Here is a 21,297-nt window from a genome sequence, read left to right on the forward strand (position 1 = left end):
CTTTCATGGGGCTCGTTCACGGATTTTCAGCCTCACCCCCCGGCAGATGTTGCTTCGGGCCAGAGCCGAACGGGCCGCACAGCTCCTAACGAGCAACAGCCCGATAACTGACGTTGCCGCCAGCGTCGGATACACCGATCACAGCGCATTTAGCCGCCAGTTCAAGGCCTTAACAGGCTTTACCCCGCTTCAGTATCGCCAAGTCACCAACGCCTAATCTCTTCGCTCCCGAAAAAAATCAGCCATTCGAGCAAATGCTGGAATGTCGAGCTTTACTTCCGGCATCGTAGATCGTATAACATATACGTGGACGACGATTCGGTAAGCTGGTGTACCTCTTCCATCAGCTCCCCTCGCCGCTCCGGATCAACGAGCCTCTGAGCGCTTTAGCTTCGCCTGAAGTGTGCCTTCTGAGCCTTGAGATGCTGCGAATCAGGCCCCCACGCCTATTCCGACACTGACCTGAAAGAATGTTCGAGGAAAAACAATGAGCGATAACATCTTCACCGGCACCATCCCTGCCCTCATGACCCCCTGCACTGCAGATCGCAAACCAGACTTCGACGCGCTGGTTCGCAAGGGCAAGGAGCTGATTCAGGCTGGCATGAGCGCTGTGGTATATTGCGGCTCTATGGGTGATTGGCCACTGCTGACCGAAGCTGAGCGTCAAGAAGGCGTAGCACGCCTGGTTACCGCCGGCGTACCAACAATCGTTGGTACCGGCGCTGTAAACAGTAAAGAAGCCATTTCCCACGCAGCCCATGCTGCGAAAGTCGGCGCCCACGGCTTGATGGTTATCCCCCGGGTTCTGTCTCGAGGTGCATCGCCCGCAGCTCAAGAAGCTCACTTCGCTGCCATCCTGGAAGCTGCACCGAACCTGCCGGCCGTAATCTACAACAGCCCGTACTACGGCTTCGCCACCCGCGCTGATCTGTTCTTCAAGCTGCGCCGCAAATTCCCGAACCTGATCGGCTTCAAGGAATTCGGTGGTGCAGAAGACATGCGTTACGCTGCTGAGCACATTACTTCGCAAGACGAAGAAGTCATCTTGATGGCTGGCGTTGATACTCAGGTCGTCCACGGTTTCGTGAACTGCGGCGCAACCGGTGCCATTACCGGTATTGGCAACGCCCTTCCGAAAGAAGTCCTGCATCTGGTCGACCTCAGCAAGAAAGCCGCGAAAGGTGACGCTGTTTCTCGCCGCCAAGCCCAAGAGCTTTCGTCCGCACTGCAAGTGCTGTCCTCCTTCGACGAAGGCACCGACCTGGTTCTGTACTACAAGTATCTGATGGTGCTGAACGGCGACAAGGAATACACCCTGCACTTCAACGAAACCGACGTACTGAGCGAGTCCCAGCGTCGTTACGCTGAAACCCAGTACAGCCTGTTCAAAGAGTGGTACGGCAACTGGTCGGTGAATCTGAATAAAGCTTAATTCAGGCTAGTTCAGTTCAAACGAAGCGGCGGTCACAAGCCGCCGCCTCGTCTTAATACTTCTTGTTGTCCTACCGCTCACCATGAGCCGGCCAAGGACGCGCATCGCAGGTAAGCCGCGGTGTCATGGATCTCCAACCAGAGCTCCAAAATGGCCATGACCAGCGTGCAAAAATGCACGCTGGCGCCCTGCCCCCGCACGCATTCATCTCTCTTTTTGAAGCGAACCTAGGGGGCAGTATTCATGGATATCAGACGCACCAAAAACAATGCCATCGTGGCTTTAACAGCATGCACCCGCAAAGAAAAGACCTTCACAATGAACTCCACGCGCGCCCGTCATTGTATTTCAACGAGCCTGCCCATGTGTTTCACCTCGCCTTTCTTGGCAGCCACCTGGAGTGCAGTACGCTGCTGGAACGCTGCTGCTCTATTCCACTCGACCCTCATGCAGCCCAAGGCATTACTCAACTGGACGGCCATCCACTGAAGTGGGAACGCCACGCCGAGTTCTTCACCCTGACCCTCGTGGTCGACTCGACCAATGACGATCCGTTCTGGACATCATTGCCTGAAGTACTGGCGAAAAAGGTCGAGGCGCACCGATCCCAGCTGATCAACGCGGTGCAGATCGTGGTACGGGGGGAAGCCGGCCTAGACCTCGCCCGCTACGGTTTTAAGGATCCCTGTGGCTCTTGCGTGGGCGACGGCGATGCGTTGGTCTGGAGCGATTTTCGCCTCAGCGAAGACGGCAGCAACCGTTTGCTATTCATTAATCGGCGTCTAAACGCCTACCGTCAGGGGCGGATGATCCGCCGCCTGTTGGAAATCGAGACCTATCGGATGATGGCGTCGCTTTCCTTAACCACTGCCAAGACTTTGAGCGCACAACTCAATGTCTTCGACAAGACTCTGGTCACCCTCTCCGAGCGCAACGCCAATACCAACAGTGGCGATGCAAAAGCGCTGTTGACGGATATCTCCAGCCTCTCGGCCCAGGTGGTCAGCAGCACCGCAAAAAACCGCCACCGCTTCAGTGCCACTCAAGCCTATGCCCAGTTGGTGTTCGAGCGTCTTGGTGAGCTGCGTGAAAGTCATGTAGGAGATTGCCAGCGCCTCGGAATGTTTATCGAACGTCGCTTCAAGCCTACCGTCAGGTACTGCGCCGCTACTGAGAAACGCTTAGAACACTTGGCAAAAAGCGTGGCCAATCTGGGCGACCTGTTGCAGGCCCGGGTTCAGGTGGAAATGGAAGAACAGAACTCGGAAATCCTCAAAAGCCTGAATGCCCGCGCCGATGCTCAGATCAAAATTCAGCGCGCTGTCGAGGGCCTGTCGATTATCGCTATCACTTACTACCTGCTGAACCTGCTTAAGCTGGTCTACTCGGGTATGCACTTGCTCGGCGCCGACATTACTCCGCGGGAAGCGACGCTGGCCATGACACCTTTGGCCCTCGCTATCCTTGCACTAATATTGATCAGGATTAAGAAAGCTAAAGAGCACTGATACCCCGAGCTCTTTTCGCTCTTCCTGAAGCTGGTACCCATCGACGCAGAGCCGATACAATCAGCCCAATCAAGCGGACAGATTTCGTTGAGGCTGTAGCCTTGATCGAGCATCAGACTAGCCGCTTCGCGCTTAAACTCGGGGGTAGATCGCTCCTGTAGCATTCGACTTGCCGCTGAAAATGAAAACCTACGCCTCGACGTAAGCTGGGCGGATGCGGCGCGAGCAGTTTCTCAACCGCGGATGCGGCGACCGTCCACCAAGAGGTTTACGCAGTAGAGGTACAGAAGCACAGCGGTGATAACCATGAGGGCCAGCGCCAAAGCGATGTTGACCTCAGAAACGCCCAAAATCCCGTACCGGAATGCACTGACCATGTGCAAGATGGGATTCACCATCGATACAGCCTTCCAGAACGGGGGCAAGAGGTCGATGGAATAGAACACTCCTCCCAGATAGGTCAGCGGCGTCAGTACAAAGGTAGGTATGATTGATACATCATCAAAATTCCGGGCGAATACTGCATTGATGAAACCGCATAGCGAGAATATTGCTGTCGTGAGTAGCATTACCACGAAAGTGACCCTATATGCTCAATTGAAAGCTGAGTGAAGAACAGGGATACCCCGATCACAATCAGCCCGACGATCAGTCCACGAATCACTCCACCGATGGCATACCCCAGAACGATCGTATGCGGGAGCACGGGAGAAACGAGCATTTCCTCAATCGACCGATGGAATTTTGCCCCATAGAAACTGGCCACCACATTGTTATAGGAGTTTGTAATAACGGCCATCATCACCAGCCCAGGCACGATGAATTCCATATAGTTGAAACCAGACATCTGTCCAATTTGCCGGCCAATCAGGTGCCCAAAAATCACAAAATAAAGCGTCATTGTTATGGATGGGGGCAAAAGCGTTTGAGGCCAAATTCTCATGAAACGATGTATTTCACGGTAAACGATGGTTCGAAGGGCGACCCTATCACACAGTAACATTTTCAACCTGCAGCACTCCGCGAACTACTGTCCACACTGGATAAGAATAACTGCTCCAGACGATTACTCTTGCCACGAAGGCTCAACACTTCAACCCCAGAATCTGCTAGTTGCTTTAGCAACTTTGTAAACCCTTTGCCCCGCTCCACTTGCACCTCGAGCCTGCCCTCGTCCACCAAAGTAACGGAGAAATCTCAAAGTATAGGATGAACTTTCAAAGGATCTTTCACATCAAGCAAAAAGGTTTCTTTATCAAGCCTCTGGAGAAGGCTCTTTACACTGGTTTTTTCAATGACCCGCCCAGCATCGATGATCCCAACATGACGGCATAGCTGTTCCGCCTCTTCGAGATAGTGAGTAGTCAGGACAATAGTCACTCCCTGTCGGTTCAGCTCTGATAAGAAGTCCCACATTAAACGTCGCAGCTCAATATCAACACCTGCAGTGGGCTCATCCAGAATCAGGACGCGAGGCTGATGAACCAAAGCCCGGGCGATCATCAACCGGCGCTTCATACCCCCCGATAATTGCCTGGACGGTGACCAACGCTTGTCCCAAAGGCCAAGCTGGGTCAGATACTGCTCAGCCCTTTCCTTGGCGATCTTTGCCGGTATACCGTAATAACCCGCCTGCGTTACAACAATGTTGAAAACTTTTTCAAAGTGATTGAAATTGAACTCTTGCGGAACAATACCGAGGCAGCGCTTTACCGCGGCAGGATCAGCATCTAGATCATTACCAAATACGGAAACTTCCCCAGATGTCTTATTCACCAGTGTCGACAAAACCCCAATCGTTGTGGACTTACCCGCTCCATTAGCTCCCAAAAGGGCAAAAAATCCCCCTCTGCAACATCTAAATCCACTCCTCGCAACGCGTGAAAACCATTATCATAGAACTTTGTTAACCCCTTGATAGATATAGCCTGCTCCATAACTCATCCTCACCACCCCTCACTCGGGCGAAAAAATATAAAAAAGGGGCCGCTTTAGCGACCCCCAAACGTGGCAAATAGCAAAACTTGAAGAGAAGTAGTGCAGATACCACAAAAGAGAATTGTTTACTCCAACTACAGCTTTACTTGATGCTGAAAAGAGGCCCACCAAGCTTTTGAGTATCAACTTCGATACCCAAACCTGGGCCAGTAGGGGCGCTACCGAAACCTGCTTGAGAGCGTGGCTGATAGTTGGCCAGGTGGCCATCAGTCCAATCGTTGAAGAACGGCGTCATGAGCAAGCTCTCTGGTCGCGTGGTGGCCGCAACGTGGCTAGTAGCCGCAGTGATGATGTCCCCCCCCCACATGTCTTCTACCGAGACCGCCATATTGAGATCCTGGAGAAGGTCACGTGCACGAACCAGGTTTGTAAGGCCGCCCAGCTTGCCGAACTTGATGTTTACCGAGACCGCGTTAGCCTCGTACTTCGCACGATAAACCTCGTCATGGCTGGTGATGGACTCGTCTAGAACCAGCGGCAGACTCGATCCACGAGCTGCGAGGATGCAATCGATAGTGCTACGGCAAGGCTGCTCAACGTAAACAGGAAGACCGGCCATGCCCTGGATAGCCAACTTAGCGCTTGCCAGCGACCAACCGCCATTGGAATCCGCGACGATTACGGTTTGATCATCCCCTGCTTCGACGCTGGCGCGGGTACGAGCGACGTCTTCGAACGGGTTGTTACCAACCTTTAGCTGGAATCGGTTGATACCGGAAGCGCGGCGCTCTTTGATGAACTCGGCCATAGACTCGGGGGTACCCAGAGGAACAGCTTCGTAAATCGGGAATCGCTCGTTGATCACGCCACCCAGCAGTGCAGAGATTGGCTTGTTCAGCGATTTACCCAGAATGTCCCAGCAAGCGATGTCGATCGCACTCTTGGCGAATTCCTGCCCCATCAGAGTGGCGTTCATCACCCGGTTGACCTTAAGAATATTGGTAGGATCAACACCAATGAGCGCTTCGCCAAGATCCTTCAAGGCAGTGCGAATACCCTCTGGGAATACAGGCAGGTATACCTTGCCCAGCGTAGTAATCTCACCCCAACCATCGATCCCTTCATCTGTACGTACTCGTACAACGGTACCGTCTTCAGTGCTCGCGGTGCGATCGCCGGACATGATGTAAGTGCCGTGCGCGTAACCCACTTCATAGTTAAAGACATCAACTGCCACGATTTTCATTGATTCTCTCCTGCTATTGGAGGCGTTTATTGACTACCAGGAATGTTCCGGAAGCGCCTGACTGGGCTGCTCGGTACTTTCGCATCACTTGAAGCATTAGCCGAAATTAGTATTTCGTATACGCTACATTATGATTCGATGGCTGGCAACACCGTTGAGTCGGAACGAGCTATGGTGGGGGGAGCACAATCCGTGGCTGGGAGCCGCGCAGAAAACCTGCAAGCACTGCCTCCAGCGCAACCCTAGTACATAGCACAGCTAGCTATCAGGGTTGCCTCGAAAGATCACAAAGTCATTTTGCTGAAGGTGCCAGAATAGTCCGCCTTGGGGAGCAGAGCCAAAAGCTTGTCGCATACTTGGTGAATGTGTTGTTCCATCAAGCGAGCGGCAAGTTCCTCATCCCCAATGCGACAGGCTTCAAGAATAGCGCGATGCTCTTCATCAGCGATCTTCTTGCCATCCTCGGACTTTTCGATCTGAAGCCGCAGATATCGCTCGATCTTGTCATGGATCGAGCGGATCATGTTGAACAAGAATGGCCGCTGGGCAGCTTCATACAAGGCAGCATGAAATGCCCAATTCAGCTCCGCCCACCTGGCGGTGTCTTCCAAGACAAGAAACTCGTCAAGAACAGCTTCAGCCTTGGCAAAATGGCTTTCAGTGAGATGAGGGATGGCTTGCTTGATGATCTGAACCTCAAGCAGGACACGAACCTCACAGACTTGGGCGAGCTCAAAATCGCTGATCCGGGTAACCAAAGCCCCCCGGTTACGGTGGAACTCAACAAGCCCTTCGGATTCGAGACGTTTCAAGGCCTCGCGAACCGGAATTTTGCTCACATTGAACACTTTGGCGATCTCATCCTGACGGATAGGTTCATCCTCAGGCAGCTCTCCCTTAATGATTGCATCACGAAGATGCTTCAAAATAATCTCCGAACTAGTAGGCGCGATGCCTAAGTTAGGAACATTTTTTAAGAAAAGAGACACGGATTCATCCTCCTGGCTGGCTTCGAATATTTTATACGAAATCCACTTGTAAGCGCCATAGCCTGCCGATCGAACAATGGTGGTTCAGCCACGAGGCATAGGTTCAGCGAGGCGGAGGAGGTAGCGCGGAGGCGAATGCTGCTCATTTGTATATCCTTATTTTTACTGGCCGAGGCTTCGGCTTTAGTTGCCGTCTCAATGAAACTTACTCAGTGGCGTGCTTGCTTCTGCTGAAATGAAAAAGCCCCAGCAGAACTGAGGCAGTTCATCCGACAGATTAAGCTTGCTCGCTAGTCAGTTGACCGTTTACCAAACGCTTAATCCCCAAGGGGTTGGCGCGCTTGATTGGGTCAGGCAACGCTTCGTCCGGGAAGTTTTGGTAGCAGACCGGACGCAACCAGCGATCAATGGAGAGCGTGCCCACCGAAGTACCTCGGGAATCTGAGGTCGCTGGGTACGGGCCGCCGTGAACCATGCTGTCTGCCACCTCCACTCCGGTCGGGTACCCGTTCACCAAAAGACGACCAGCCTTAGTCTCGATCAACGGGATTAGCTCTGCAAACTCAACCAGGTCATCCCCTTCAGCAATAAATGTCACAGTCAGCTGCCCCTGAATAGCTTGCAGTGCACGAGTAAGCGATGCCTTGCTATCAACGGCTACAACGATGGACGCGGGGCCAAACACTTCTTCCTGCAGGATTTCTTCGCCGTCAATCAGCAGGCGCTGATCAGCAGCGAACAGTTGAGCAGGAGCCTGGGCGCCCTCCTCCCCATTAACCAAAGCTTCAATGCCCGGCGTCGACTTCAGGTGGGCCGAACCGTTTTGATAGCTGCGCAGAGTGCCGGCATTCAGCATCGTCTGGGCAGGTTTTGCTTCGATGGCTTTGGCCAGCTCAGCGGTCAGCTGAGCAAATTCGGGCGATTGCAGGCCGATGACCAGACCAGGATTGGTACAGAACTGACCGCAACCCATGACGATTGAGTCCGCCACTTGAGCCGCGATGGCTGCGCCACGTGCTTTTGCAGCACGAGGAAGTACTATCACTGGGTTAATGCTGGACATCTCAGCGAAGACAGGAATTGGTTCCTTACGTGCCGCGGCCATATCGCAGAGTGCGCGACCGCCCTTGAGGGAGCCTGTGAAACCGACTGCCTTGATCTGAGGATGTTTAACCAGCAACTCACCAACTCCAGCACCGTAAATCATGCTGAATACGCCAACCGGCAAACCGACCTTTTCAATCGCACGACTGATGGCGTTAGCAACGAACTCCGAAGTTGCCATGTGACCGCTGTGAGCCTTGAACACGACTGGGCAGCCAGCAGCGAATGCCGACGCGGTATCACCGCCAGCAGTCGAGAATGCCAGAGGGAAATTGCTGGCACCGAAAACGGCGACAGGGCCGACACCAATCTTGTACTGTCGCAGATCGGGCCGGGGCAGCGGTTGGCGGTCAGGCATAGCGGTGTCGATACGCGCACCATAGAAATCGCCACGACGCAGTACTTGCGCAAACAGGCGCAGTTGGCCGGTAGTACGCTTCTGCTCACCTTGGATACGCGCAGACGGCAGTGCCGTTTCGGCGCACACGGTCTCAACGAAATCCTGGCCAAGCGCATCGATTTCAGACGCTACCGCATCCAGGAACTCAGCCCGTTTCTCAGCCGAGGTCGTCCGGAAAATTTGTGATGCTTGCACAGCGGCCACACATGCTTGTTCGACCTCTTCAGGAGTTGCCTGCCAGAACGTGTAGGGCAATTCCTCTCCTGTACTGGCGTTGAGGCTCTGGAGAGTTTTACTGCCGCTTGCGGATCGACCACCAGCGATGAAGTTTTTACCCAAAATAGCAGTCATTAGATCTTCCTCTAGGCGCTATTGATCGTAAGAGTGTCTTTACGAGCTGCTCAGAAAACGCGAGCCGTCGCGTTATCAGTCAAGGAGCGCTCTCAATTCGTCTAACAGCTCGTCGTTGATCTCGACGCCGTTCTCCAAGGTGCGACTTCGCGCCTCGTACCTTCTTGTTGAAGGCAAACGCGAACCTTGGCTTTCGATGTTGTTGAAAAGATTTTCCGCACTTTGCATGTAGTGCTCGAAGCTACTTCCAAGGAAACGCTTCGGATCGAATGCGAGAATCAGCTCTCCGTGGTAAGGAGAGGATTTGGTTCCGGCATCGTGGTCGAGGGATTCAGCGCTAGTCAGATCGCCAATCAGCGGCCCGGCCAGCAACTCGATCATTGCTGCCAATGCAGAGCCTTTGTGGCCGCCAAAGGTGAGCATTGCGCCATCAAGGATCTCCTGTGCCGAGGTGGTAGGCTCGCCCTCTGGCGAAACTCCCCAACCTAAGGGCACGGGCTTTCCCGCACGTCGGTGAAGCTCGATATCACCCCGAGCAATTGCACTCGTGGCCATATCGAACACGAAAGGATCCCGGCCCTGACGCGGCCAGCCAAACGCAATTGGGTTGGTGCCGAAAACGGGGCCGCGACCTCCTTCAGGAGCCACCCACGCATGGCTTGGATTACAGGCCAGCGCGACCAGGCCGAGGTCAGTGATCGCCTCGATCTCAACCCACAGCGCAGAGAAATGGACGCAGTGGTTGATCACCAATGCTGCCAGGCCATTAGAGCTCGCCTTCTGCTCAAGCAGCGTCAACCCACGCTCAAAGGCCAGTTGAGAAAAGCCGCCTTTGGCGTCAACGCGCACAATGCTCGGGGCGTGGTCGTGAACAACGGGCACGGCAGTCGGATTCACCTTCCCCGACTTGAGTGTGGAAATACAAACCAGCAGACGGTAAACACCATGAGAGGTGCACTCATCGCGCTCTCCGCACACCATTGTTCGAGCGACTGCAACAGCCTGCTGCTCACTGAATCCATGCTTCCTGAGCACGGACTGAGCAAGAACTGCGACTTCACTTAAAGCAAGACGGGCCACCAGGTGTTACCTCCATTCAGTGCTCGGCAGCGAAGCCCTCGCTACCGAGCCTTCTTCAAGGTTAGTGAGGCATGCCCGCAGGCATATCCAGCTTTTGCACCGAAGGCGCCACTGCCTCTCTGAAAGCCGAAACGTTCATTGGAGCAGCCATCTTCCCGAGGATGTGGTCAGACAGCTTTTCAGCCAGCATGATCGTCGGCGCATTGGTGTTACCCGTCGTCAGAGCCGGGAAGACCGAAGCGTCGACGACGCGCAGATTCTCGACCCCATACACTCGACCGTCCTGGTCAACCACAGACATTTCATCGACCCCCATGCGGCAGGTCGCACAAGCGTGATAACCGGTACCGGCGTTGTTCCGAATCCACTGCTCAAGCTCGGCATCCGACTGAATATGCTTACCCGGACTGATCTCTTCACCACGCAACTCGTCCCAAGAACGCTGGGCGATCATTTCACGAGTTTTGCGCAAGCCTTCGCGCAACTGTTCCAGGTCACCAGGAGCAGTCAGGAAGTTCAGGCGAATTACCGGCGCCGCTTTGGGATCTTTCGAAGCCAAGGTGACACTACCTCGGCTCGCTGGGCGCATCACGCTAGTGAAATACTGGAAGCCCGGGGTGATCCGCGCTTTCCCACGATAAAACTCGCCCACCATCGGGAAGAACTCGTGCTGCAGGTTCGTGTACTCGACATTGTCATTGCCGCGGAAGAACGCCCCAACCTCGAAGTAGTTCGATCCACCGAGGCCGCCGTGGGTAGCTAACCAACGAGCGCCCACAAACAACCGGCCCAGCGGCGACAACTCACGGGTCGGGGAAACACCCTGCTTCGGCGTCGAATATTGGATCGCGACTGCTACGTGATCCTGCAGGCCCTTGCCCACACCTGGCAGATGGTGGCGAACGTCGATGCCCAGACCTTTCAGTTCCTTCTGATCACCGATGCCTGCTAAGAGAAGCAGCTGCGGCGAACCGAAGGCGCCGGCACTCAAAATCACTTCGCGAGTTACATGAGCCACTTGCTCAACGCCGTTGATCTCGTACTTCACGCCAACAGCGGTCTTGCCCGAAAACACCAGCCCGGTAACGAACGCGCCACTTTTCACAACAAGGTTGTTGCGCTCCCTGGCGGAATCCAGATAACCACGCGCAGTGCTCCAACGCTCGCCCTTGTAGGTGGATGCCTGGGCAACGTTCACACCCTCCTGCCGCTCACCGTTCTGGTCAGCGTTGAGGCGTAGACCGTAGTCCTGACCAGCCCCCAGGAAAGCCTGGTACAGCGGGTTGTCGGCTTTGCACTTGTGCACATGCAGAGGCCCTGTCCCGCCCCGGAACTTATCGGCGCCCCCCTCGAACGTCTCCATCTTCTTGAAGTAGGGCAAACAGTGGCTATACGACCAGTTCGGTAGCGATGCTTCGGCCCAACTGTCGAAGTCCAGTGGGTTACCACGGACGAAAACCATTCCATTGATGGATGATGATCCACCCAGAACGCGACCGCGGTGCTGGTCACTGCGATTACCATTGAGGCCAGGCTCAGGTTCGCTCTTGAAGCCCCAGTTGAATCGGGTACTTTCAAGTGGCAGGCCCAGGGCCGCTGGCATTTTCAGAATCACGCTGTTGTGACTTGGGCCTGCTTCCAGGAGAAGAACCCGTGTTTGGCCGTCTGCACTGAGACGGTTTGCCACAACGCAGCCTGCCGAACCAGCACCGACAACAATGTAATCGAATTCGCTATTGCTCATTTCCAATGCCTCATTACTTCAGCTGGATCCAGATCGTCTTGACCTCGGAGTACTGGTCATGTGCCATGAACGATTTTTCTCGACCACCAAAGCCAGACTGCTTGAAGCCGCCGAATGGAACCGATTGATCACCTTCAGAGAAGCAATTGACCGAAACGGTACCGGCGCGGATAGCCCGTGAAACTTTGTGCGCGGTATGCAAATTGTTGGTGTAGAGGGAAGCAGCCAGGCCGTATGGAGAGTCGTTGGCAATTTCGATGGCTTCTTCGACGGTCTTGAATGTAATGACCGACAAGACTGGGCCAAAGATCTCTTCCTGAGCGATGGTCATCTTATTGCTGACATCGTCGAAAATGGTTGGCTCGATGTAGTAGCCACCGGTTTCCTGGCGAACCTGGTTCCCGCCGAGAATGAGACGACCACCCTCCTCTACACCTGACTTGATGTAGCCCAGAATGTTGTTCATGTGCTTATCGTCAATCAATGCCCCGATGCGAGTGCCTTCCACCAGTGGATCACCAACAGTCCAGGATTTGAAGTGCTCGATCACAGCTTCAATCAAGCGACCCTTGATCTTCTCGTGCACCAGCAGGCGCGAGCCGGCGCTGCAGTTTTCGCCCTGGCTGAAAAGAATGCCAATGGCCAGTTGCTCAACGATTGGCTGCAGATCATCCACATCGTCCATGACAATGGCAGGGCTTTTGCCACCCAGTTCCAGGATCACTTTTTTGAGGTTGGATTCAGCCGAGTATTTCAGGAAGTACCGACCTACTTCGGTCGAACCGGTGAAAGTCAGGCACTCGACATCCGGGTGACGACCCAGCGCTTGACCCACGGTCTCACCGAAGCCCGTGACAATATTGAAGACACCATCAGGAATGCCCGCTTCAGCCACCAGCTCTGCAAAACGCAATGCGCTCAGCGTGGTCTGCTCGGCAGGCTTGACGATGATAGAGTTCCCGCCTGCCAATGCAGGGGCGGTCTTCATTGCGAGAATTGCCAACGGGAAGTTCCAGGGAATCACCGCGCCAACTACACCAATCGGCTCGCGCACAACCAGGGATACGAGATCGCCCGGGGTAGGAGAACTCTGGTCATACAGTTTGTCGATGGCTTCAGCATGCCAGCGGATGGTCTCGACAGCATCAGGAAGATCGGCCGCCAAAGCGTCATCGACAGGTTTGCCGTTATCGAGACTCTCGATCAGGGCAAGCTCTTGAGAATGCTTTTCTACCAGGTCAGCCAGGCGTAACAGTGCGCGTTTGCGCTCCTTGGGCGCCAACCCGGCCCAGCGACGATCTTCAAAAGCAGCTTTAGCCGCAGCAACCGCAACTTCAACATCCTGCTTGTCACACTCAGCAATGGAGGTGATGACGCGGCCATTGGCCGGGTTGACCGTCGTAAAGGTCTTACCGCTGATCGAGTCTACAAACTTTCCATCGATGAAGGCCTTGGTCTGGAATTTCTGCGATTTTGCCAGCTCGGCAAAGTTCGGACGAATACTGTTGGTCATGTTATTTCCTCATTGCTAAATCTTTTGACTGTTCCACCGAGCAAGGCTCGGTGGCATTGATTACGCTGGCTATTCGCACAGAACCGATTTGATTCGTGCATATTTCGCGGGCTGGACTTTCTTGACGTAGAAGCCGTACAGCCACCCCATTGCAAAGACGATGAACACGAGGGCTGTCAGCAATTGCGCCCAGATTCCGGTAAGCCCCAGAAGGAGTTCCACACTACTCAACGCGTAGTAAAGGAAGACACAGAGGCCGACCACGGCAGTCAGCGGTGCCAGGAAGGCATTCCACAGACGACGATCACATTTGGTACGACGGAAGAAGACAAAGATGCCAACGGCGGCGATGGTCTGAGCCAGGATGATCCCAATCGACCCCATGCCCGTCATGCTTGCAAACAAGACGTTGTACGGATCGAGCTTCATGATCGCGAAGAACGCCACACACAACATCGCACTGATGGTTTGCACGATGGACGCAACATATGGAGTTTGCGCTTTGCGACCGGTATACCCCAGCGGCGCCCAGACAAGGTTCTGGCGACCAAGAGAGTAAAGATAGCGTGCAATGTTGTTGTGGAAGGTCACCAGCGCCGCGAAGATTGCTGTCACGATGAAGACGTTGAAGAAACTGGTAGCCCACCCCCCCAATACCAAGTCGCTGACGCGGAACACAAGGTTCCCAGATTCCTTGGTGGCGATATCAACAGCCTTATCTGTACCCAGGGTGCAGATGATCAGCCAGGTGACGCCGCTGTAAATCGCAGCCATGAATAGAACGGAGAAGTACGTAGCGCGAGGAATCGTACGTTGTGGGTCGCGAGCCTCTTCACTGTAGATGGCGCTGCCCTCAAAGCCGATGAAGGTCGCGCAGGCGAACATCAACGCCACACCCAAGCCAGGATTCAGCAGTGCGGAGGGTGCAAAGGGTGCCATCGTGATCTCTGCCCCCTCAGGACTATTGAAGATCATCCCTCCACCCAACACCAGCAGCAGCAAGCACTCAAATGTCATCAAGCAACCAAGCACCTTGGCACCGGAGTGGACACCACTGACACCCAGATACAAGCAAGCCAGCGACGCGACAGCAGAGCACAACCACCAGGGAACACTTGCACCCGTGGTCTGTGCAATCAGCTCAGCGGCGTAAAAACCGAATCCTCCGTACAAGCCGACCTGGATCGCCGTATATGAGAAAATCGTCAGCGCGGCGGTACCAAGCCCTGCCAGTTGCCCCATGCCCAATGTCACATAGGCATAGAGTGCACCAGCGTTACTCACATGCCTCGACATGGCAACGTAACCAACGGCGAAGAGCATCAGAATTGACGCCGCGAGGATGAACGCAGCTGGAGATCCCACACCACTACCTATGCTGAGCATGATTGGGACAATGGCTATCACCCCAGTCAATGGCGAAGCTGCAGCGATGATGTAGCAAGCGATCGAAGTGACGCCCAGCGTATTTTGCTTCAAGCCGTGGTTGCTTCCGGCTTGGGCGGAGCGCAACACGTGTTCCTGTGTATGACTCATAGTTTCAGCTTCCTTTATTCTTGTTGGCAGCTAAAAAAGCATCGGCGCCGAGAATCTTTATATTGTATACGATTCTGGCAATTTAAAAACATACGCATCCCCTGGGTTTCCCCAGCATACGCAGCAAATCCTTTTCCCTTCTGTGGAAGGATTACCCTGTACCAATTTGGTATACGATATATTTACTACAGAAAAAACTTCCTTGCAACAGTTCTGTCTGAATCTCGAGATCCGTACCATCCCTTTCGCCGGAGGCGCTAGCATGTACTTTTCTACCCCACGAGCATATGGAGACCAATGGCTCCCTGGTACGCCATTCATCGCCCAGCGCTGGCTCCAATGCTCTCTCAAGACAACCCAATGACTTCCTTCACACTCAATACAACCACGATGCGAAAGCATCAGCAGTCCACCCGCCTGGCCTTCTTCATTGCCGGCTTCGCGATGTCCGCATGGGCACCGCTCGTGCCCTATGCCAAAGCAAGAGCCGAGTTAACAGACGGCGCACTGGGACTGCTGCTGCTTTGTCTGGGGGCAGGTTCCATCATTGCCATGCCACTGTCTGGCGCAATCGTTACTCGCAAAGGCTGCAAACCAATCATCATCGCGGCCACGCTCCTTGCCTGTGCTTCACTACCCTTCCTGACTGTCTTCTCGACGCTACCAAGCCTTGCCGTGGCGCTTTTCTGCTTCGGGGCGGGGGTTGGCACAGTCGACTGCACTGTGAATACCCAAGCCGTCATTGTTGAGCGTGAGAGTGGCAAAACGTTGATGTCGGGTTTCCATGGACTGTTCAGTCTGGGAGGAATCCTGGGTGCTGGCTGCGTTAGTGCACTTCTCGCTCTAGGTACTGGGCCATACGTCAGCACGGTAGTGGTCGTCGCCCTTGTGCTGGGCGCGCTGTATTGGGCCTCGCCAAATCTCCTCACCGAAACTGGAGAGGCAAAAGGGCCAGCATTTGCCGTGCCTCATGGATTCGTGGTTTTACTTGGCCTTGTGTGCTTCGCAGGCTTCATGGCCGAGGGAGCCATGCTCGACTGGAGTGCAGTAATCCTGGTCGATCTGAAGAACATGGCGTCGGAACATGCAGGCATCGGTTATGCCGCGTTTGCCGCCACCATGACGGCCGGCCGATTCACAGGCGATAGACTCGTGCGCAAGTTCGGGCCTGAACCCATCGTGATTTACGGGTGCCTGGCATCCGCCATGGGCCTCATGATTGGCACTCTCGTCCCTCACTGGATCGGGTCGTTGATCGGGTTTGCACTGGTGGGCATTGGATGCGCTAACGTTGCACCCGTGATGTACAGCCAGATCGGCAAGCAAACAGCCATGCCAGAAAGCCTCGCCGTTCCAGCTGTTTCAACGCTGGGCTATGCAGGCATCCTCACAGGCCCTGCATTCATCGGATTCATCGCTTACGGCACAACGCTGAGCTTTGCCTTCATGGTCGTAGCAGCCTTGCTTATGGGGGCTGCGTACCTGAGTCGGCAAATTTTCAATCGATGAACAAGCGGCCGCCAGCCCACTCCCCGGGGCTGGCAAGCTTTAACCCAGCCGGCGATTCAACCGCGCCGAGCCTCGCGAACCTTTCTCCATTTCTCGATCCAGGAACTGTCACTGGAATGCCATACTTCCCGGTGGAGGTGGGCCAGAATAACGGGGTCATCAAGGATCTTCAGGCGGGCCTGAGGTGACAAGGCATCGAGCCCTTTCTTCCCCACTTCTGCAATCACCGACTCCCTGCTTCTTGCCAGTGCTGCAGAATGCCTGTGGCGACTGGTGGCCATTGCCTGCGCCAAAGTGTTCAGCACAGGCTCGACCACAGCTCGCAGGAAGCCGCCGGTCATCGCGCTGGCGCGGTTCGCAACAGTGTACCGATAGGTGTCTTCAAGTTCGCGAGGCACGTTTTGTTCTTCTGGAATCAGGAACCATCGCGCCTGCCGCGATTGCAGACCCAAACTGGTACGACTGGTGATTACAGAGACAGGGATAGCCAGCATGAGCGATACCACAATGGGCGAAAGCCACCACAAGAACCCCGGATTCAACACACAGACAATCGCCGTCCAGCCGAGCCCCAGCAATCCCTGAGGCGCGTGCCGCTTGAATGACTCTTTCCAGGGAGTGGAGTCATCATCGCGCTGCGGCGATTGCCAGTTCGCGGCCCAACCGAAGAATGCAGCAGCTACAAAGCGGGTGTGATAAACCATCCGCACCGGCGCCAGCAGAACAGACAATAGGGCTTCCATCACCACACTCCCCGCCACCTTCCAAGGGCCACCGAACTCTTGCGCCCCCTTCACCCACACCAAGATGAGGCTTAAAACCTTAGGCAGGAACAGCAACACCATAGTCATGGAAAAAAGGGCGATAGCCTCCTGCGGATGCCACTGAGGCCATAGCGGATAAAGCTGTCCAGGACTAAGGAAGTACACAGGCTCCATCAAGGTGTTTGTGGCCAGTAGCACCGTCGAGAGCACAAGGAAGCAAAACCACAGGGGTGCAGAGAGATACGACAGGACACCTGTGAGGAAAACGGCCCGATGCACCGGGTGCATACCTTTTACCAGGAACAGCCTGAAGTTCATCAGGTTCCCGTGACACCACCGGCGATCGCGCTTGAGCTCATCAAGCAGGTTGGGTGGAAGCTCCTCATAGCTGCCAGGAAGATCGTATGCAATCCATACACCGAACCCTGCTCGACGCATCAGCGCAGCCTCTGCAAAGTCATGGGAAAGAATCGGCCCGGCAAACGAGCCATTGCCTGGTAACGGTGCAAGAGCACAGTGCTCGATGAATGGCTTCATCCGGATGATTGCGTTATGCCCCCAGTAATGGGACTCACCTAGCTGCCAGAAATGGAGGCCCGCAGTGAACAGCGGCCCATACAAGCGAGTGGCAAACTGCTGTACGCGGGCATAAAGCGTATCCATTCCCACAGCACGTGGAGAGGTCTGGATGATGCCCGCATCTGGATTGGCCTCCATGAGTTTTACCATACCGATGATGCACGGCCCGGTCATAACGCTATCCGCATCCAGGCCCAACATGTACTTGTATTGACTTCCCCAGCGACGGCAAAAGTCATCGACGTTCCCGCTTTTACGCTTGACCCTGCGACGACGTCGTCGGTAGAAAAAACGCCCGTGAGCACCGAGCTCTTGAACCAGGCCGAGCCAGGCTTGCTGCTCGGCTACTGCTATATCCGGGTCGCTGGTATCGCTGAGAACGAAGAAGTCGAACTGTTCCAGCTCGCCAGTGCGGGCAAGTGACTCATAGGTCGCTCGAAGCCCTGCGAAGACACGCGCAACCTCTTCATTACAGATGGGCATGATGACAGCTGTACGCGTCTGCTTCGCGATGGGCCCCTCATCCAGGTGCGCTCCAGAGATCGAGTATCGATCTCGCCTGGTCAGCAACTCCCAAAATCCCATCAAAGCTGTCCAAAAACCGGCTGATACCCATAAAGACAAAATGGTGAACAACACCAGGATGCTGCCCTGCAACACATAGGGAAGCACTTGCCGCGCCGACTCGAGCCAGGACTGTTCAAGGATTTCGTTGAAGTTGATCAACCCCCACCCCTGATAAGGCATCACCTCCTTCATGAATTTGGCGGCAACGACTGTCTGCACGATCAGCAGGATCAGCAAAACGAGTCGCCGACGGCTCCCAATAGCCTGCCAGCGCGATGTGACGACAGAGGGAATCGGGCGCTTGGGGGTAACGGGACGCCCTCTCAAGCGCGCCCAGAATCTCACCAGCACATTGGTTGTCCAGGGCTCCGGAAGCAGAGCGGTACGCTCTACGGCGGGAGAAGCTTTGATCTTGATCCGACCACATTCATCCATACCCAATAGCTGATCACATTGGTCTGCTGGTGAATCACCCAACAACAGCCAATGCTCGAGTCCCTTCTCCTCATCAAGCTTCGTCCTTGCGTTTTCCACACTGGAGCAGTTTTTTTCGAGAAGCCTCTGCTGCGCTTCAGGCAACGGGAGACTCGAAATGTAATCGCTGATCTGATTTTTCGACATGCTTGAACCACGTGTAATGGAAGATCGGCGCGCTTCCACGTATCGACCGATATTTCATTGTATTTCGTATACGATAACGCTGTCAATCCATTGTCAGCTGCTGTGGGTAGCTGATACCGTTTCAACATCACGGTCACGCACTGCCCCGCAGAACCTAGAAATTTAAAAAGCGTGAAGTACAACTGCGTCTATCTGCCTTAGTTCTAAAAAGTCTGCCTGACACAAAGGCCAACAATAAAAGAAAACCTCACATGAGTATAAATTCATGCTTACTCTTGAAATAGTATCCATCAAAGGGCGTATATGCGTGCTTGCTGGTTTATGCATGGCAACAATAGTGGCAACTTTGATAGCTGTTTCGCTCTACCTGACGAGATTATCGACCGAGCTCGTCAATTCAACCACTTCATTTACACTCAAGAATGATGCTCTTCTTTATTTAAGCGAAGCAAGCAAGTCTGAGGCGCAACGAACTGAAGCTTTTTTTCGCTCGACAGTGACACTCGGCGAGTCGATTGCCCGGCAGCTCGATCAAAATCGACAGGCTCAAAAAGCGTGGGGAATTGCGGAATCCGAAGTCCGCCAGTCAGCGAATACATCGTTGAAATTGCATGCAAGTTCGACGAATGTATTTGGAATGGCTCTCGCACTTGAACAAAACCAAGCATTAGATAATCTTTTCGTTGATAAACCTTTCGCCGGCAATGAAACAGGCCGATTCTCTATCTATCAATCCAAGCAAACGGCCAGCTATACAGTTCCGGAAAAGGAGATTGTAGATGATGGTTCATCTGCCACCCTCTGGTACAACTGCCCAATCAAACAGCGACGAACTTGCATAACCAACCCTTATAGCTATACCGACGCCTCAGGTGCCAAAACACTCATGGCGACCATTGCAGTGCCATTGCTATCCGACGCCAAGGCAGTTGGAACACTGAGTATTGATATCAGCCTCGCCAGCCTTCAAGACCATGCAGTTCAATCCGCAGAAAAACTTTACGGCGGTGTCGCCCGTGTGATGCTGGTCAGCCCCGATGGCCTGGTTGCAGCAGACAGCCGATCGACCAATAGCCTGGGCAAACCAACTGCTGAAATCGATGGAGACCTTGGGAAACTGATGGAGAAAGTTTCTGCTGGCGAGACGAGCCTTGTTGCAGAGATCAGCGACGACATGGTGGCCGTTTCTTCATTCCCAGGCACGGAAGGTGGGCAGTGGATCACTATTATTTCCGTCCCTCAGGATACGGTCATCACTCCACTCAAACAGCTAACCCTTTCCCTGGAATCCATACGAACCCAGAGCACTCGGACACAGCTGTGGATCGCCTTGTTGGTCGTTCTCGGGGGCCTCGGGCTTATTGCTTGGCTGGGCCACTCAATCAGCCAGCCCATTAAGCGGGTGGCCACCATGCTGGGTGACATTGCGAGCGGGGATGGAGATCTGACCAAGCGGCTCAAGCATTCCAGGGCCGATGAAGTGGGTGCACTAGTCGACGGATTCAACCGGTTTCTCAACAAGCTTCAGCCAATCATTTCCGCGGTTACACGTTCAGTTACAGATACTCGGGTCACTGCTGATCAAGCCGCCAATATCGCCGCCGCAGGTAGCGCGGGCATGCTGCAGCAGTTCAGGGAAATTGAACAGGTAGCTACCGCATCCCAGGAAATGACCGCCACGTCCCATGACGTTGCACAGAATGCCGCCCACGCAGCGTCTGCTGCGGCGAATGTTGAGGCTGCGGCTCGAGACGGGCTCGGTGCAGTCCAGAATACTGCAGCAGCCATTGGCCAGCTGGCTAGCCATATCGATCAGACCATGACTGATGTTGCTGGCCTGGCAGAGAGCAGTGAAAAGATCGGAGGTGTACTTGAGGTCATTCGCTCCATCGCCGAGCAAACCAACCTTCTCGCTCTTAATGCCGCCATCGAAGCTGCGCGTGCAGGAGAATCAGGTAGGGGATTTGCAGTGGTTGCTGATGAGGTACGCCATCTGGCCAGGCGCACACAGGATTCTGTCAGCGAGATCCGACTTGTAGTCGAACTACTGCAAAACGACACGCGTGCGGTTGTGCAGGCGATGGAACACAGCCACTCACAAGCAGCTGGCAGCGTTGAGCAGGTCAAGCAAACCACGTTGGCCTTGGAGAGGATTAATGAGGCAGTGGAGGTAATCAGCGAGATGAATCTTCAGATCGCGAGTGCTGCCGAGGAACAGAGTGCGGTTTCGGAAGAAGTGAGCAAAACAGTATTGGCCATCCGTGATGTAACCAAAGAGTTGGCAGATCACTCGGAACGCTCGGCCAAAATCGGTGCAGACCTGAACACCTTGGCAAATGAGCAACAACAGTTGATGTCCGGATTTAAGTCCTAACCGCCGTTGCGGTAAGAGCAAACTGAGGGGCATCATGCC

General features: G+C 54.4%; 12 protein-coding genes and 4 pseudogenes. 6 read left to right on the top strand and 10 right to left on the bottom strand.

Features of this window, described 5'->3' with window-relative positions:
• From F2S13_RS26240 to F2S13_RS26250, 3 genes are all read left to right on the top strand, one after another.
• Nucleotides 1–217 (top strand): helix-turn-helix domain-containing protein (locus F2S13_RS26240; RefSeq protein WP_166366407.1); only part of this gene is annotated, 217 nt, incomplete at its 5' end.
• A gap of 270 nt (nt 218–487) precedes the next feature.
• Nucleotides 488–1,435, top strand: a complete 948-nt coding sequence (locus F2S13_RS26245; protein ID WP_166366409.1) for a dihydrodipicolinate synthase family protein — start codon at nt 488–490, stop codon at nt 1,433–1,435.
• 290 nt (nt 1,436–1,725) lie between these two features.
• The gene (locus F2S13_RS26250) at nt 1,726–2,943 is read left to right on the top strand and encodes a DUF3422 domain-containing protein (protein WP_166366489.1); all 1,218 of its coding nucleotides are present in this window, start codon (nt 1,726–1,728) and stop codon (nt 2,941–2,943) included.
• Nucleotides 2,944–3,176: 233 nt separating this feature from the next.
• On the opposite strand, the pseudogene F2S13_RS26255 reads toward F2S13_RS26250, so the two are convergent.
• From F2S13_RS26255 to F2S13_RS26295, 9 genes and pseudogenes are all read right to left on the bottom strand, one after another.
• Nucleotides 3,177–3,946: pseudogene (locus F2S13_RS26255) on the bottom strand (ABC transporter permease).
• Between the two features lie 2 nt (nt 3,947–3,948).
• Nucleotides 3,949–4,880 (bottom strand): annotated as a pseudogene (locus F2S13_RS26260) (ABC transporter ATP-binding protein).
• Nucleotides 4,881–5,023: 143 nt separating this feature from the next.
• The gene (locus F2S13_RS26265) at nt 5,024–6,127 is read right to left on the bottom strand and encodes a mandelate racemase/muconate lactonizing enzyme family protein (protein WP_166366411.1); all 1,104 of its coding nucleotides are present in this window, start codon (nt 6,125–6,127) and stop codon (nt 5,024–5,026) included.
• Nucleotides 6,128–6,411: 284 nt separating this feature from the next.
• Nucleotides 6,412–7,116 (bottom strand): FCD domain-containing protein, encoded by a 705-nt coding sequence (locus tag F2S13_RS26270; RefSeq protein WP_166366413.1) that lies wholly within the window; start codon nt 7,114–7,116, stop codon nt 6,412–6,414.
• A 277-nt stretch (nt 7,117–7,393) separates the two neighbouring features.
• The gene (locus tag F2S13_RS26275; protein WP_166366415.1) at nt 7,394–8,971 is read right to left on the bottom strand and encodes an aldehyde dehydrogenase (NADP(+)); all 1,578 of its coding nucleotides are present in this window, start codon (nt 8,969–8,971) and stop codon (nt 7,394–7,396) included.
• 75 nt (nt 8,972–9,046) lie between these two features.
• Entirely contained in the window at nt 9,047–10,051 is a 1,005-nt protein-coding gene (locus F2S13_RS26280) for an Ldh family oxidoreductase (protein ID WP_166366417.1), read from the bottom strand.
• A gap of 61 nt (nt 10,052–10,112) precedes the next feature.
• Nucleotides 10,113–11,795, bottom strand: a complete 1,683-nt coding sequence (locus F2S13_RS26285; protein ID WP_166366419.1) for a choline dehydrogenase — start codon at nt 11,793–11,795, stop codon at nt 10,113–10,115.
• Nucleotides 11,796–11,808: 13 nt separating this feature from the next.
• The gene (locus tag F2S13_RS26290) at nt 11,809–13,308 is read right to left on the bottom strand and encodes an aldehyde dehydrogenase (RefSeq protein ID WP_166366421.1); all 1,500 of its coding nucleotides are present in this window, start codon (nt 13,306–13,308) and stop codon (nt 11,809–11,811) included.
• A gap of 69 nt (nt 13,309–13,377) precedes the next feature.
• On the bottom strand, nt 13,378–14,844 hold the full coding sequence (locus tag F2S13_RS26295; RefSeq protein WP_166366423.1) for an APC family permease: 1,467 nt from the start codon (nt 14,842–14,844) through the stop codon (nt 13,378–13,380).
• A gap of 360 nt (nt 14,845–15,204) precedes the next feature.
• On the opposite strand from F2S13_RS26295, the gene F2S13_RS26300 reads away from it, so the two are divergent.
• Nucleotides 15,205–16,353 carry an MFS transporter gene (locus F2S13_RS26300; RefSeq protein ID WP_166366425.1) on the top strand — a complete coding sequence of 383 codons (1,149 nt, stop codon included), beginning with the start codon at nt 15,205–15,207 and terminating at the stop codon, nt 16,351–16,353.
• A 56-nt stretch (nt 16,354–16,409) separates the two neighbouring features.
• Here F2S13_RS26300 and mdoH read toward each other — a convergent pair whose 3' ends face one another.
• Nucleotides 16,410–18,884 carry a glucans biosynthesis glucosyltransferase MdoH gene (gene mdoH, locus F2S13_RS26305; RefSeq protein ID WP_166366427.1) on the bottom strand — a complete coding sequence of 825 codons (2,475 nt, stop codon included), beginning with the start codon at nt 18,882–18,884 and terminating at the stop codon, nt 16,410–16,412.
• 637 nt (nt 18,885–19,521) lie between these two features.
• Between mdoH and F2S13_RS29925 the strand changes: the two are divergent.
• Nucleotides 19,522–20,400, top strand: a pseudogene (locus F2S13_RS29925) (HAMP domain-containing protein); the annotation flags it as partial.
• Between the two features lie 342 nt (nt 20,401–20,742).
• Nucleotides 20,743–21,258 (top strand): annotated as a pseudogene (locus tag F2S13_RS29930) (methyl-accepting chemotaxis protein); the annotation flags it as partial.
• Nucleotides 21,259–21,297: the final 39 nt, after the last annotated feature.

Origin of the sequence: Pseudomonas akapageensis, from assembly GCF_011355085.1 — a bacterium.
GTDB classification, from domain to species: Bacteria; Pseudomonadota; Gammaproteobacteria; order Pseudomonadales; family Pseudomonadaceae; genus Aquipseudomonas; species Aquipseudomonas akapageensis.

Bases quoted from the DNA above. Each gene is read 5' to 3' on its own strand.
- F2S13_RS26265 (WP_166366411.1), bottom strand. From the start codon at position 6,127: ATGAAAATCGTGGCAGTTGATGTCTTTAACTATGAAGTGGGTTACGCG.
- F2S13_RS26295 (WP_166366423.1), bottom strand. From the start codon at position 14,844: ATGAGTCATACACAGGAACACGTGTTGCGCTCCGCCCAAGCCGGAAGC.
- F2S13_RS26250 (WP_166366489.1), top strand. From the start codon at position 1,726: ATGCACCCGCAAAGAAAAGACCTTCACAATGAACTCCACGCGCGCCCG.
- F2S13_RS26290 (WP_166366421.1), bottom strand. From the start codon at position 13,308: ATGACCAACAGTATTCGTCCGAACTTTGCCGAGCTGGCAAAATCGCAG.
- F2S13_RS26285 (WP_166366419.1), bottom strand. From the start codon at position 11,795: ATGAGCAATAGCGAATTCGATTACATTGTTGTCGGTGCTGGTTCGGCA.
- mdoH (WP_166366427.1), bottom strand. From the start codon at position 18,884: ATGTCGAAAAATCAGATCAGCGATTACATTTCGAGTCTCCCGTTGCCT.
- F2S13_RS26275 (WP_166366415.1), bottom strand. From the start codon at position 8,971: ATGACTGCTATTTTGGGTAAAAACTTCATCGCTGGTGGTCGATCCGCA.
- F2S13_RS26245 (WP_166366409.1), top strand. From the start codon at position 488: ATGAGCGATAACATCTTCACCGGCACCATCCCTGCCCTCATGACCCCC.
- F2S13_RS26300 (WP_166366425.1), top strand. From the start codon at position 15,205: ATGACTTCCTTCACACTCAATACAACCACGATGCGAAAGCATCAGCAG.